The sequence below is a fragment of the Pseudomonas sp. SDO5591_S426 genome, from assembly GCF_054070755.1.
In genome coordinates this window covers 1-14484 of sequence record NZ_JBSVXD010000152.1, presented here as the reverse complement: position 1 = coordinate 14484, position 14484 = coordinate 1, and the positions used below count along the sequence as shown (strand labels likewise).

The window sequence follows — 14484 nt, the reverse complement described above, 5'->3', positions numbered from 1 at the left end:
GGCAGCTCCTACATTGGGCGTGATACAGCACAAAATCAGGTCGGCTGTCAGGCCGCCATCGCCAGCAGGCTGGCTCCCACAGGAGATCGGCGTACAAGCCAACCGGAGGCGATGCCCCGGATGAATGCCGGAGCGAGGGGCCGGACGCCCGCGGCGAACGTTTTTTTGGTTATTTTTTAGCTCGGGGCGAAACCGCCAGCCGCCGTTACCGCAGCAATGGATATGTACCCAAAAGCATCACTTACGCGCCAACTTATACCTCACACAGTCATCATAAAAACTCTGCCGCAATGCCGCCGGCTTCATCTTCGTCGGGCTGTCATAAGTTTGCTCGGTAATCCCCATCGCCATCATCCTCATCCACGATTTGGCGAACTTGTAAGACTGGATTTTTTGCCGCGCCGCATACAGCGAAACCCCGGACAACTTGAGTTCCTGCGCTCTGGCCGCCGTTCCCGCCCCCCAACTGCACATATAAGTATCACCGGGCTTCAGTTCCCTGGCCTGGGCAGAAACTGCACAGCCTGCAACGCTGAACGAGATCAGCGCGATCCACACATTGCGCATGTAAATGCCACCCTAACCGCCTGAAATTCCAGCGATTCTGGCGACAATCGAAAGACTTGGGGGCCAGCATAATGCCTTACCCTCAACAGCTGATCTGAGTCAGTAAACGAAAGTCATTTTCTTGCGACATTTCAATCCTTTGCTATAGCTATCAGTCTCTTCTGCCAACTAATGGGGCAACGGAATGTCAGTCGCAAAGAAAATGAGTGTGGGGCAACTGACAATGTTGACCGCCGTCAACATGTTGGGCTCAGGCATTGTGCTACTACCGACAAAACTCGCGGAAGTCGGCGCAATTTCGATTCTCTCCTGGCTGGTCACGGCCACAGGTTCACTCGCACTGGCCTATGCCTTTGCGCGTTGCGGGATGCTCAGTCGAAAGACCGGTGGCATGGGCGGTTACGCTGAATACACCTTCGGCAAGGCCGGTAACTACATCACCAACTACACCTACGGCCTGTCGCTGCTGATCGCCAACGTGGCGATCAGCATTACTGCGGTCGGCTACATCCAGGTGCTGTTCAACGTTCAGCTTGGTTCACTACAAGTGGGCCTGGCGACCATCGCGCTGTTGTGGATCACCACCTTCGCCAACTTCGGCGGTGCGCGGATCACCGGCCGGATCGGCGCCATCACGGTCTGGGGTGTGATCGCTCCGGTGGTACTGGTGTCGACCGTCGGCTGGTTCTGGTTCGACAGCAGCGTTTATGCCGCTGGCTGGAACCCCCACGACAAATCCTGGTTCGAAGCGGCGGGTGCCTCGGTGGCAATCACCCTGTGGGCGTTTCTTGGTCTGGAATCGGCTTGCGCCAACACTGACGCAGTGGAAAACCCCGAGAAGAACGTGCCGATTGCGGTCCTTGGCGGCACCCTGGGGGCGGCGGTGATCTACATCGTCTCCACCAACGTTATCTTCGGTATCGTCGGCAACGCTGAACTGGTCTCCTCCACCGCGCCATTCGGTCTGGTGTTCGCCCATATGTTCACCCCATTGATCGGCGACATCGTGATGGCGGCGATGGTGCTCGCCTGCATCGGCTCGTTGCTCGGTTGGCAGTTCACCATCGCGCAGGTGTACAAAAGCTCGGCCGACACCGGTTACTTCCTGTCGATCTTCGCCAAGGCCAACAAGGCGGGAACGCCGATTGTCGGCATGCTGGTGCTGCTGGCGGCGCAGACTGCGCTGGCCCTGCTCACCATCAGCCCCAACCTGAGCAAACAGTTCGACACCCTGGTCAACCTCGCCGTAGTCACCAACCTGGTGCCGTACATCCTGTCGATGGCCGCGTTGATGACCATGCAAAAAGTCTCCAACGTACCGCCTGGAAAGGCTCTGGCGACCAACATCATCGCCTGGGTCGCGGCGGCCTACAGCTATCTGGCGCTTTACAGTTCGGGCGAGCAGGCGCTGATGCTCGGCGGCGTCGCCACCATCTTCGGCTACACGCTGTTCGGTTTCGTCAACAACCGCCTGATCCGTCTCGAAGCGCTCAACAACAGCGTACCGACCCAGACCGTCAGCGCGCAGCACCTCACCGCCGAACCGGTACCGGTCAATAACCTGAAATCTGTCGCACTGGAGACTCAATCATGACGGAATATAGACACTCCCTCGGGATGCTGACCCTGTTGGTCAGCAGCCCGCCGGACAAGCGCACCGTCTTCGGTCGCGCCCTGCAACAGCTGGTCAACGACGTGGAAGAGCGCGCCGTTCACGTGCTGGCGTCTGAATCCCTGAGCGACGCCACCTCTATCCTGCGCTCGGACCCGGCCATCCAATGTGTGCTGCTCAGTTGGGAGATGGATAAAAGCGAGGGCCACGACGAGTGCATCAAGCTGCTGATCAGCCTGCGCGAGCGCAATACCCGCGTGCCGGTGTTCCTGATCAGCGACCGCAGCACCGCGTCGAGCATTCCGCTGGTGGTCATGCAGCACGCCGACGACTTCATCTGGCTGCCCGAGGACACCAGCCGCTTCCTCAGCGGCCGCATCCTGGCGGCCATCGAGCGCTATCGTCAGGCCGCGCTGCCGCCGATGTTCGGGGCGCTGGTGAAGTTTGCCCGGTCCTATGAATACTCCTGGCACACACCGGGGCATGCCGGTGGCACCGCGTTTCTGAAAAGCACTGCAGGCCGGGCGTTCTATGAATTCTTCGGGGAGAACCTGCTGCGTTCCGACCTGTCGATTTCCGTCGGTGAACTCGGTTCGCTGCTCGACCACAGCGGCCCCATCGGCCAGGGCGAACGCTACGCCGCCAAGGTGTTCGGCGCCCACCGCACTTACTACGTGACCAACGGTTCGTCGATGTCCAACCGCGTGATCCTCATGGCCAGCGTCACGCGCAACCAGATCGCCCTGTGCGACCGTAACTGCCACAAGTCCGCAGAACACGCGATGACCCTGTCCGGGGCGCTGCCGACCTATCTGGTGCCGACCCGCAACCGCTACGGCATCATCGGTCCGATCCTCCCGCAAACCCTGAGCGCCGAAGGCGTGAAAGCGGCCATCGCCAACAATCCGATGGTCAAGGACGGCATCGATCCGACGCCGGTTCACGCGATCATCACCAACTCCACCTACGACGGCCTGACCTACAACGTCACCCGCGTCGAAGAACTGCTGGGCCAGAGCGTCGACCGTCTGCATTTCGACGAAGCCTGGTACGGTTACGCGCGCTTCAACCCGCTGTACCGCGACCGCCATGCCATGCACGGCAGCCCGGACGATCACGATGCGTCGAAGCCGACCGTATTCGCCACGCAATCAACTCACAAACTGCTGGCGGCGCTTTCCCAGGCCTCGATGATTCACGTGCGCAACGGCCGCAACCCGATCGAACATGGGCGGTTCAACGAGTCGTACATGATGCACGCCTCGACCTCGCCCAACTACGCGATCATGGCGTCTTGCGACGTCAGCTCGGCGATGATGGAAGCGCCCAGCGGGCAAATCCTCACCAGCGAATCGATTGAAGAAGCGGTGTCTTTCCGTCAGGTCATCTCGCGCATGCACAACGAGATGCTGAGCAAGAACGACTGGTTCTTCACCTGCTGGCAGCCGCCGACCGTACAGGTAGGCAATGCCACGGTGCCGTTCCACGAGGTCGACCCGGTGCTGCTGAAAACCGAACCGAACTGCTGGGTCCTGCACCCGAACGAGGTGTGGCACGGTTTCGGCGACATCGAGGAAGGCTACTGCATGCTGGACCCGATCAAGGTCTCGGTGCTCAGCCCCGGCATGGGCGACGACGGCAATCTGCTCCCAACCGGTATCCCGGCCTGTGTGCTGACCGCGTACCTCGGACGCCAAGGCATTGTCGTCGAGAAAACCACGGACTTCACCATCCTGTTCCTGTTCTCCATTGGTATCACCAAGGGTAAATGGGGCACGCTGGTCAACGCCCTCCTCGACTTCAAGCGCGACTACGACGACAACGTCGAACTGGAGCTGTGCCTGCCGGACCTGCTGGCCGGGAACCAGACCCGTTACGCGGGCATGGGCCTCAAGGACCTGGCCGACGAAATCTTCGCCGCCATGAAGAAACACAAAACCACCTCAGCCATGTCCAATGCGTTCGGCACGCTTCCGCAAGCGGTCTTCAGCCCGGTGGAGGCGTACGAGAAACTGGTGCGCAACGACATCGAACTGGTGACCCTGGAACAAGCTGCCGGACGCATCGCCGCCACCGGTATCGTGCCGTATCCACCGGGTATTCCATTGCTGATGCCGGGCGAAAATGCCGGTCCGGCGGACGGCCCGCTATTGGCCTATCTCAAGGCGCTGGAAGCCTTCGACAAATCCTTCCCCGGTTTCACCCATGACACACACGGGATCGAAGCCGAGAACGGGGTTTATCGGATGCTGGTCCTGAAATGATGTAAGCCAGGTTCACCGTAACCCCTGTGGGAGCGAGCTTGCTCGCGATGGCGTCGGCACATTCAAAATCGATGTGACAGACAATCCGCTATCGCGAGCAAGCTCGCTCCCACAAGGGACCGCGCTCCACATTGGATCACCTTCAGTCCAATCCCTATGGGCAAACTCAATCACAGCACTCTATGATTGAACCCCATGACCACCTCTGCTCCGATTCGCCAACCCTGCCCACCCGGTGCCTGCGATTGCGGGCGTGACCCGTTGCTGGAAACGCCGGGGGCCGACGTACGCATCCTGTTTCTGACCCGCGCGGAAGAAAAACGCCTGATCGAGCGCCTGGAAAACCTGTCGAGCCTCCAGGACCTGGAGCACCTGCAACGGCGCATGTTCGAGCAACTGGGCATCCGCGTCGACATCGTCCCCAGCTTCAACGAAGTGCGCACCATGCGCGGCATCGGCATCCACGTCGGCGAACTGCCGGGGCTGTGCCGCAAGACCCGCGCGTCGATCCCGACGGCGATCCGCCGCGCCATGGAAAAACGCCCCGAAATCGCTTACGAACTCCTCAGCGCCAATGACCTGCTGCGGGATGCGTGATGATTCCACCAGGCCGCTGCCGCTGTTTCGCTGGTGAAACAACCTCCTGAAAAGACTGAAAAAACAGGATCAGCGGTCGTACGTGAAGTACGTGGCACTGCTATGCCTTCTGCAGGACGAAATCGTTTCGAGGCAATAGCAAACGTGACCGTGGTCCCGGCGCCAACCCGGTACGAAATGACAGACAGGTGCCAATCCCTGGAAGGAGGTGGCCAATGTTATTCATCGTCAGCTGGACGATCAGTTCAGCGAATCGCAACAGTGCGATCGAGCGTTTTCTCAAGACCGGTGGCGCCCCGCCGGAAGGCGTCAAGATGCTCGGCCGCTGGCACGCCGTCGGTGGCGCAGCCGGTTTTGGTATTGCCGAAGCCAGTGATCCGGTACCGATTCAGAAGTGGGTACTGCAGTGGAGCGACCTCATGAACATGGAAGTCCAGGCCGCGTTGACCGACGAGCAAATCGCGCCACTGCTGGCAGCCGCTGCCGGCGGATAATCGCTATTGAGGCGGCGAGCGTAGTTCACCGCCTCATGTTTTCTTCAGATGTTTCTCCAGCAGTCGGAATAACGCGCGCACACGCCATACTGTTGATCCATCTGCGCCATCCGCTCCAGGTGGCGGCCGACGGTTTCAAACGTCACGCGATTGCTGATCTGGAAGTAGTAGATCGCCATCGCCTTGTACTCCGCGAACGCCGCCGCATTGGCAGGCTTGGCCGATTTGTCTTCCGGCAGCGCCCACTGCTCCAGTTGCTTATCGTCAAGTCGTTGCAGGCGCACACGGTATTCCTCGGTGTAACGCTTGAGCGTCTCGCCCTTGTTTGCCGCCATGTCTTCTTCGAACGCGATCAGGTTCTGGCGATACAGCGTCCAGTAGTCGTCCGGCAGCGCAAAACCGAGCTTGGCCTTGCGCTCCGTGATCAATTTGTCGAGGTTGTCCGGCGCTGAAATGCTCGGCTTGGCCGGATCGGGCTTCATCGATGCAATCACGGAACTGCCAATGATTTGATCGATCAAGGTCACGCGATGCGGCGTATCCGGTAATGCCGGCGGCACTTTCGGGAAGAACGCGTTGCGTCCTTCACAGGCTGCAACGCCTTTGCGGTCGAGCAACATCGGCGTGCGCACATCCTTGCCATCGATACGTTGCACACGCTGCAGCGTGGTCAGGCAATAGCCGCGCCCGGCCTTCAGGGTCACCTCGTACTCCGCTCCCCGTTGAGGCCTGAGGTTGAAACCGCTGCCGCACACTGAGTAGCCACCCGCCTGGGCGAGCAGGTAAGCATCCTGGTCGGGCTTGAGTTTGATCTCCAGGTAATCCTTGGCGTCAGCCGGTGGCGCAACGCTCATGCCGACCCGGCGCTGGCTATCGCTGGTGAACATGTTGTTGAGCGCGCCAGTGGTCAGGCCGTCACAATGCGCGGCATCGAAGTAGGAGAACGTCGAGTTCTGCATGCTGGTGACGAAGCGCAGCTTGGCGGCATCCGGCTGGGTGGCATCGGGATAAGTGCCGTTGACTACACAGCCGCCGAGCAAAACGGAGAACAACGCTACCGTGGCAACGGCGCGCGATGATTGAAAGTTAAGGGCCAACATGTTCGTCCTTGAGGGGGCGTATGCAATGGAAAGCGCGGAAGGCTACTAAATAGCCACTACTGTGTCCATCAATGAAGAGACGCTCTCGCAATGCCGCTCAAACCACTTTGCCGAGGCTATGAATGAAAAGCTTTCTCATTTATATTTGCCGTCGTTCTGCCTCGTCTCGGGTCTGTCATGCCTTTCGATTCCACCAAACCTTCGCTGATCAGCACGCTGGTGCGTCATTACGACGAACTGGTCGACCGTGTTCGTCGGCGCTTCGGTGATCGTGGTTTTGCTCGCGAAGTGGTGCACGACGTCTGTGTGCAGTTGCTGGAGAAGCGCGAAAAGGAAGGCGTGCACACGCCGCTGGCGTTGCTGCACAAAATCTCTCACGATCAGGCCGTGAGTCGCTACCGCAGCGAGCGGCGGCGCCAGGCCTGGGTCGTGGTCATGCCCGAGTTGCCTGAAGCGGCTTGCCAGGCGCCGTTGCCCGCGCAGCAGTATGAGGCAGCCCGCGAGTTGGAGCGTCTGGCACAAGCCATCGCCGGGTTGCCGTCGCGTTGCCAGATGGTGTTCGTCATGCACAAAATCCATGAACTGCCCCAGGCCGAAGTGGCCGCGCGCATGGGTATTTCCTTGAAGACCGTGGAAAAACACCTGCGTCTGGGCCTGGCCGCCTGCCGTGCAGTGCTGGCTGACACGGAGCGTGCCCAATGAGCCAGTCGCCCATCCCAACCCCATCGACCCGCGAAGACGAAGCCCTGGCGCGCCATCGCGAGGAGCTGCGCAATCGCTTCCCGATGCCCACGCCAGCCCCGCGCAAACCGCGCAAGGCACTCGGCGCGACGATCTTGCTGGTGCTGCTCGGCGCAGGGCTGGTGTGGCTCGATCCGGCCTACCAGAGCGAGCAGTTCCATACTGTGATCGGCGAGCGCCGGGTGGTGAAACTGGTCGACGGCAGCCGCATGACCCTGGACAGCGACAGCCGCGCCACGGTCGCCTGGCATCTGCGCTCACGGCGTGTGGAACTGCAAGCCGGGCAGGCGCTGTTCGATGTGTCCAAAACCCTCGTACGCCCTTTCCGCGTCGATGCCGGTGTCGCGCAGGTCAACGTGTTGGGCACGCTGTTCAGTGTCAGTCATCTTGAGGATGGGGTGCGGGTGACGCTGGTGCGCGGTGCCGTAAACGTGAACGACAGAACGGCAGCCAAACACAGTGTTCAACTCATGCCTGGGCAACAAGTCGATGTGCGACAGCACCTGTTGCAACAGCCGATCGCGGTCGACACCGACGCGGCGATTGCCTGGAAGGACAGTCGACTGATTTTCGAGCGCACACCGCTGGCCGAAGCCTTGGTGCAGATTCAGCGCTACCGCAAGCCGGCGATCATCCTTGATGACCCGAGTCTCGCCAGCCTGCCGATCAGCGGCGTGTTCGATAACCGCAACGTCGAGGACTTGCTCAAGCTGTTGCCGAGCATCCTGCCGGTCAGCCTCAACAGCGAATTCGATGGCACCCTTCACGTGCGGCGCAAGGCGACGAAAAAATAACTGCCGAGGGAGGTAGGGTTTTCTTGCGCTCGTGGCGGCTAGTCAGTACAGCCCCCACTTTCCAAGGAACACCGTCCATGAAACACCGCCGGCATTTGCCATTGTCCGCCCTCGCCGCCAGCCTGTTGTTCGCCCTAGCGACACCGGCCCAGGCGCAGGAAAAGGTCGAACTCGACCTGCCAAGCTCCAGCCTGGACAAGGCGCTCAATGCCCTGGCGCGGCAATCGTCGGTGCAGATCATCTTTGCCAGCGACATCACGACGGGCAAAACCACCAAGGCACTCAAGGGCAGTTACACGCCACAACAGGCATTGTCGCAACTGCTCGACCACAGCGGCCTGCAATCACAGGTTCGCGACGACCACACTTTCATTGTCGTTCCGGCGCAAACCCAGGAACCTGCCGCGGCCAAGCCGGCCGAACCCGAATACATCGCCCCGATGGTGATCCGTGGCGACGTGCTCGGTGGCGCGACCGATCCGGAAATTCTCACCTACGCCGGCAGTCGCTCGATGGTCAAGGAAGCCGACCTGCACAAGGCCAGCGTGCGTGGCGTCGACGATGCCTTGCAACGGGTGCCGAGCGTAAAAATCTTCGACGAAACCGGCACCGGCGCCCTGCCGCAGATTTCCGTACGCGGCCTGTATGAAAGCCGCAGCGGCCGGGTGCAAGCCCTGTCCGATGGCATTCCTCTTGCCCTCGCGCCGTATGGCCAGACCGGGTTGTCGCTGTTCCCGGTGACCCTGGCGACCGTCGACCGCATCGATGTCGTGCGTGGTGGCGCCGCCGTGCAATACGGCCCGAACAACGTCGGCGGCGTGATCAATTTCATCAGCAAGCCGATTCCCCGGGAATGGGAAACCACCCTGCAGGAACGCACCACGTTCAACGCCGGCGGTCACCAGATGTGGGACACCTACCTCGGCACCGGCGGCTACCTGACCGACAACTTCGGCCTGCAACTGGACCTCAACACCATCAACGGCGACACCGCCCGCGAGCATTCCGACAGCGACATCCAGAACTATCGCCTGCGTGGTCAATGGAACATCGATGACAATCGCGACTTGAGTTTCGGCGTGCAGCGCTATGTAGCCGACATGGACCTGGCCGGTGCCCTCAGCGTCAAGGACTACAAGGACGACCCGCGCCAGTCGACCCGCCCACTGGACCGCTTCGAAGGTGACACCGACCGGGTCTGGGGCACCTACACCCAGCAGCTCGGCGCGATGGGGCCGTTCGATTCGGTGGAGTTCAGCTGGACCAATTTCGCCCACAACAGCTACCGCAACTTCGTCGTCGGCCTGCCCTTCACCCCGGACGGCGCGGCGGTGACCAAGCAGGATGGCCCGCGTGATTTCAAGGTCTGGGGCAGCGAACCGCGCCTGAGCATGAGCATCGACGGCGACCAGCTCAGCCAGACGTGGTTGCTGGGCGCGCGTTACGTGCGTGAAGACATCGACTACAAGGTCAATCGCGAAAGCCTCGCCACGGGAAGAACCACGCCGTTTCGCGACTGGACCTTCGACGACGAAGCCAAGGCGTTCTACCTCAGCAACGCCATCGGCCTGCTCGACAATCGCCTGACGATCACGCCGGGCGTGCGCTACGAAAACGCGACGATGAACTACGACGACGGCATCACCGGTTTCAAGAATGAAAACAAATCCGAGGAATGGCTGCCGGGCCTGACCGTGGGTTACCAGGCCAGCGATGACTGGTTCGTCTACGCCAACGCGCAAAAATCCCTGCGCCCGCCGCAGGTCACGCAGATCGTCAAGGAAGGCGACGTCGGCGCCGAACTCGCCTGGAACTACGAAACCGGTGTGCGTTACACGCCGTGGCAAGGTCTGCGCGTGGACTTCGGCGTGTACCGCATCGATTTCAGCGATCAGATCGTCTACAACGCCACCACCGACCGCTTCGTCAACCTCGGCAGCACCCGCCATCAGGGGATCGAGACCGAAGTGTTCTGGACTCCGTCGGCGCTGCCCGATCTCGACCTGCACGCCAGCTACGCCTACCTCGATGCCAAACAGCGCAACGGCGCCTTCAAGGACAACGAAGTGCCGTACGCGTCGCGCAACCAGTTCAACATCGACGGCCGTTATCACTTTGCCGAACACTGGACGTATAGCCTCGACGGATTGTTCGTCAGCAGTGCCTATACCGACGCCGCCAATTCTGGTGACGAAGATGCCACCGCGTCCGTGGGCAAACTTCCGGCGTACTGGGTGTGGAACACCGCGATCGAGCGGGAATTCAAGTTGCAGGACCACAGCGTCCTGACCGCCTCGGCCGGGGTCAGCAATCTGTTCAACCGCGAGTATTACTTCCGCGGTATCGACACCAGCCCGTGGGGACGCCAACCGGCGCCAGAGCGTTCGCTGACGCTGGGCTTGAACTACCGATTCTGACCCGCGATGTACCGGGCTGGCACCTTTTCCCGGCGCCGGCCCCGGTGCAAGCGAGCTGAAACACCGGTTGCCAATAACTGGAAATTTCGCCATTCGAACCTACGCTCTTCGCGGGGGTTCCCAAAATCAATGGCGCTCGGGGGTTCGTCTCAGAGTACTAACGCTAGTACGCAGGAGCTCGACATGAACCGAACAACGTTATCGTCAATACTCGCTGTGCCCATACTGATGTCCGCAATCATGCTTCCCGTCATGAGCCATGCCGCCGACAAGGCACCCAACATCGTGGTGATCATGGGCGACGACATTGGCTGGTCCAATATCGGTGTCTACAACCAGGGCATGATGGCCGGCAGAACCCCCAACCTCGATCAACTTGCCGCCGAAGGCATGCGTTTTACCGACTACTACGCCGAGGCCAGTTGCACCGCCGGGCGCGCCAATTTCATCACCGGTGAATTGCCGATCCGTACCGGCATGACGACAGTGGGCCAGGCCGGCTCTCCCATCGGCATTCCCGCGCAAGCCGTGACCATTGCCGCAGCCCTGAAATCCATGGGCTATTCCACTGGCCAGTTCGGCAAGAACCACTTGGGCGACCTCAATGAATTCCTGCCCACCGTGCACGGGTTCGATGAATTCTTCGGCTACCTCTATCACCTCGACGCCATGGAAGATCCGGCGCACCCCAATTACCCGCAAGCGCTGCTGGCGACCGTCGGCCCGCGCAACATGGTGCACAGCTGGGCAAGCAGCACTGACGATACGACCGTGATGCCGCGCTGGGGCAAAGTGGGCAAGCAGAAAATCGAAGACGCCGGCACGCTGTATCCGGAGCGGATGAAAACCGTCGACGACGAAATCCGTGACAAGGCCTTCAGCTTTATCGACAAGGCCAAACAGGACAACAAACCGTTCTTCGTCTGGCTCAACCCGACCCGCATGCACATCGTCACCCACCTTTCCGACAAGTACCAAGCAATGCGCAATGCGGAAAACGGCTGGTCGGAACAAGAGGCCGGCATGGCACAGATCGACGACATCGTCGGTGACGTCATGGCCAAGCTGAAAAAAGACGGCATGGATGACAACACCATCGTGATTTTCACCACCGACAACGGGGCGGAAAACTTCACCTGGCCGGATGGCGGGCAAACACCGTTTGCCATGGGTAAAGGTACGGTGATGGAAGGTGGCTTCCGCGTTCCCGCGATCATTCGCTGGCCGGGCAAAGTACCGGCGAACCAGATCAACAACGGCATCATGTCCGGCCTGGACTGGTTCCCGACGCTGGTCGCGGCGGCTGGTAACCCGAACATCACCACAGAACTGCTCAAGGGCAAGCAATTGGGCGACACCACCTACAAAGTGCATCTCGATGGCTACGACCAGACACCGATGATCACCGGCAAGGGCCCTTCCAATCGCCATGAAATCTTCTACTTCGGCGAGAGCTCACTGGGTGCGGTACGGATCGATGACTACAAGTACCGCTTCATCGATCAGCCTGACGGCTGGCTGGGAGCCAAGGTGAGTATCGACGTGCCTGTGCTGACCAACCTGCGTCTGGACCCGTTCGAGCGTGCCGGCTGGCCGCAGCACCAGGCAGCCAATGGTTCGACGCAGTATTTCGACTGGTTCAAGTTCCAGTTCTGGCGTTTCGTATTCGTGCAACAACAAGTGGCCAAACTGGCCGAAACCGCGATTGAATTTCCGCCCATGCAAAAAGGTGCAAGCTTCAACCTCGACTCGGTCAAGGCCAAGATCGAGGCGGCCCGGGCGGCCATGGGCAAGTAAGCAGCCCGATCACGGGTGGCCGCGACTGGCCACCCTCAGGGAAAAAAGGACATTTGCTGAGGTAACGCCATGCAGATCAAGACAACCGCCCTGCCCGCCCTTACGGTGCTGGCCCTGTGCTGCCAGCAAGCTCATGCCGGCGGCATCATGCTCTACGAAATCGGTACGGATAACGTCGGGCTCGCCAACGCCGGCGCCGCTGCCCGGGCACAAGGGCCCTCGACGATAGCGTCAAACCCGGCGGGCTTGAGCTATCTGCCGGGTACGCAGATCACCGGTGGTTTGCAGGTGCTGTACGGCAACCTCAAGTTCGATCGCGACGACAACACCAACGTGGCGGGCAGCGGCAGTGGCGGTGCCCTTGATCCAATGCCCGGCGGCAGTTTTTTCATCAGCCATGAACTGGACGATCACTGGAGCGTCGGCTTCGGCCAGTACGGCGATTTCGGCCTGGCCGTCAATTACGACAACGAATGGTCCGGCCGATATTTCTCGCAAAACTCCAGCCTGCTCGGTCTGTCGCTGGTGCCCAGTGTGGCGTACCGCTTCAATGAGCAATGGTCGATCGGCGTCGGAGTAAAGGCCATGTACGGCATGCTGCAGGCCCAGACCGCGATCGATCGCTCGCCGTTCGGGTTCACCGAACGCGAAGACGGCCAGTTCAAATACAAGGACAAGGACTGGGGCTTCGGCGCCAATGTGGGCGTGATTTACGCTCCCCAACCGGGCACCCGCATCGGTCTGACCTACACCAGCAAGGTCGATCTGGAGTTCGAGGACGGCCTCGACATCAAGGGCAACGGACCGTTGCTCAATCGCCTGGATGGCGCCAAGACCCAACTTGACATGACCGTGCCGCAAACCCTGACCCTGAGCCTGTTCCAGCAACTGGACCGGCAATGGGCCCTGCTCGCCTCGGTCAACTGGCAGGACTGGTCTGAGTTCGGCGAAATCGGTGCACAGGTCGACACCTCGGCCAACAATGCCGTGTCGACCGATGTCGATGCAGGCTTCAAGGACACCTGGCATTTGTCGCTCGGCGGGCAATATCAGGCCACCCCGCAACTGCTGTGGAACTTCGGCGTGGCTTACGACAGCAGCGCTGTTTCTGACAGCAAGCGCTCGGTGATTGTGCCCATGGCCGAGTCCTGGCGCATCGCGACGGGAGCCACCTATGCTCTGAACAGGGACACTGACGTCAACCTCAGTTGGGCCATGATCTGGATGGGTGACATGGAAGTGGACCAAAGCAAATCGTTGTCGGGCAATCGACTTTCCGGCCAGTTCGACAACGCGTGGATTCAAACAGTGACCGGAAACATGACTTGGCGTTTCTGATTATCTGACTACGCTTAAACGACTACTCAAGGAGCACACCGCACTATGAACCTGTCCCGAAACTTGCTCATCGGCGCCGCACTGACCGGGCTCCTGCTCGGGGGTTGCACCTCGAAAGTCACCGAGAAGGAGCAGTACTCCGGCTACCTGTCCAACTACAACAACCTGCAAGAAGTCAGCACCCCAAGCGGCGGTACGGCGATGCGCTGGGTAAGCCCGTCATGGAACGCGAATGCCTATGACACCGTAGCGTTCACCCGACTCGAACTCTATCCGGCGCCCAAGCCCAATGAGCGGGTCAACCAGCAGACGCTCAACGACATCCAGAACTACATGACCAACAAGGCCAAGGCCACATTGGGCCAGAAATACCGGGTGGTCTCCAGCCCGAGCGCGGCACCGGCCGGGTCGAAAACCCTGGTCATGCGTGCCGCCATCACGGGCGTGAGCGCCTCCAACGAAGGTATGAAGTGGTATGAAGTGGTGCCCATCGCCGCTGTTGTCGGGGCGACCCAGGCAGCCACCGGACACCGGGATCAGGACACCGAGCTGTTTATCGAAGCCGAGTTCATAGACGCAAAAAACAACCAGACCGTGGCCAAGGTTGTGCGCAAGGTGTTCGGCACGCAGCTTTCCAACGAAAGCCAGAAGATCACCGCACAGGACTTCAAAGCGGCGATCGACAAACTGGGTGCTGACTTCCAGGCGTTTCTCAAGTAAGGCAATTGCTCTTGTGTAGGAGCACGGCTTGCCGGCGATGGCG

General features: G+C 60.4%; 12 protein-coding genes. 10 read left to right on the top strand and 2 right to left on the bottom strand.

Translation table 11 applies throughout. The features are described from left to right. Positions 1-237 precede the first annotated feature (237 nt). Entirely contained in the window at positions 238-567 is a 330-nt protein-coding gene (locus ACW9JC_RS23110) for a hypothetical protein (protein ID WP_338581616.1), read from the bottom strand. A 184-nt stretch (positions 568-751) separates the two neighbouring features. Between ACW9JC_RS23110 and potE the strand changes: the two genes are divergently transcribed. The 4 genes from potE to ACW9JC_RS23090 all read left to right on the top strand — a co-directional run bounded on the left by potE (position 752) and on the right by ACW9JC_RS23090 (position 5534). Then, positions 752-2161 carry a putrescine-ornithine antiporter gene (gene potE / locus ACW9JC_RS23105; protein ID WP_448108348.1) on the top strand — a complete coding sequence of 470 codons (1410 nt, stop codon included), beginning with the start codon at positions 752-754 and terminating at the stop codon, positions 2159-2161. Continuing rightward, positions 2158-4443, top strand: coding sequence for an Orn/Lys/Arg family decarboxylase (locus ACW9JC_RS23100; RefSeq protein ID WP_338581618.1), 2286 nt, complete (start codon positions 2158-2160; stop codon positions 4441-4443). The genes potE and ACW9JC_RS23100 overlap by 4 nt, the downstream gene beginning before the upstream one ends. 195 nt (positions 4444-4638) lie before the next feature. Next, on the top strand, positions 4639-5040 hold the full coding sequence (locus tag ACW9JC_RS23095) for a hypothetical protein (RefSeq protein ID WP_457457845.1): 402 nt from the start codon (positions 4639-4641) through the stop codon (positions 5038-5040). A 215-nt stretch (positions 5041-5255) separates the two neighbouring features. Continuing rightward, positions 5256-5534 carry a DUF3303 domain-containing protein gene (locus tag ACW9JC_RS23090; RefSeq protein ID WP_457457843.1) on the top strand — a complete coding sequence of 93 codons (279 nt, stop codon included), beginning with the start codon at positions 5256-5258 and terminating at the stop codon, positions 5532-5534. 44 nt (positions 5535-5578) lie between these two features. Here ACW9JC_RS23090 and ACW9JC_RS23085 read toward each other — a convergent pair whose 3' ends face one another. Continuing rightward, complete coding sequence (locus ACW9JC_RS23085) at positions 5579-6634, bottom strand: hypothetical protein (protein WP_457457841.1); 1056 nt, start codon at positions 6632-6634, stop codon at positions 5579-5581. A 177-nt stretch (positions 6635-6811) separates the two neighbouring features. On the opposite strand from ACW9JC_RS23085, the gene ACW9JC_RS23080 reads away from it, so the two are divergent. The 6 genes from ACW9JC_RS23080 (at position 6812) to ACW9JC_RS23055 (ending at position 14441) form a co-directional block, all read left to right on the top strand. Further along, positions 6812-7336 carry an RNA polymerase sigma factor gene (locus ACW9JC_RS23080; protein WP_457457839.1) on the top strand — a complete coding sequence of 175 codons (525 nt, stop codon included), beginning with the start codon at positions 6812-6814 and terminating at the stop codon, positions 7334-7336. After that, on the top strand, positions 7333-8169 hold the full coding sequence (locus ACW9JC_RS23075; protein WP_457457837.1) for a FecR family protein: 837 nt from the start codon (positions 7333-7335) through the stop codon (positions 8167-8169). Before ACW9JC_RS23080 ends, ACW9JC_RS23075 begins: the two co-directional genes overlap by 4 nt. A 77-nt stretch (positions 8170-8246) precedes the next feature. Beyond that, entirely contained in the window at positions 8247-10586 is a 2340-nt protein-coding gene (locus tag ACW9JC_RS23070; RefSeq protein ID WP_457457835.1) for a TonB-dependent siderophore receptor, read from the top strand. Positions 10587-10769: 183 nt separating this feature from the next. Continuing rightward, positions 10770-12383 (top strand): arylsulfatase, encoded by a 1614-nt coding sequence (locus ACW9JC_RS23065; RefSeq protein WP_457457833.1) that lies wholly within the window; start codon positions 10770-10772, stop codon positions 12381-12383. A gap of 69 nt (positions 12384-12452) precedes the next feature. Beyond that, a complete protein-coding gene (locus ACW9JC_RS23060; protein WP_338581627.1) occupies positions 12453-13721 on the top strand; it encodes an OmpP1/FadL family transporter in 1269 nt (422 codons plus the stop codon). Between the two features lie 45 nt (positions 13722-13766). Continuing rightward, positions 13767-14441, top strand: a complete 675-nt coding sequence (locus ACW9JC_RS23055) for a DUF3313 domain-containing protein (RefSeq protein ID WP_457457831.1) — start codon at positions 13767-13769, stop codon at positions 14439-14441. Positions 14442-14484 lie beyond the last annotated feature (43 nt).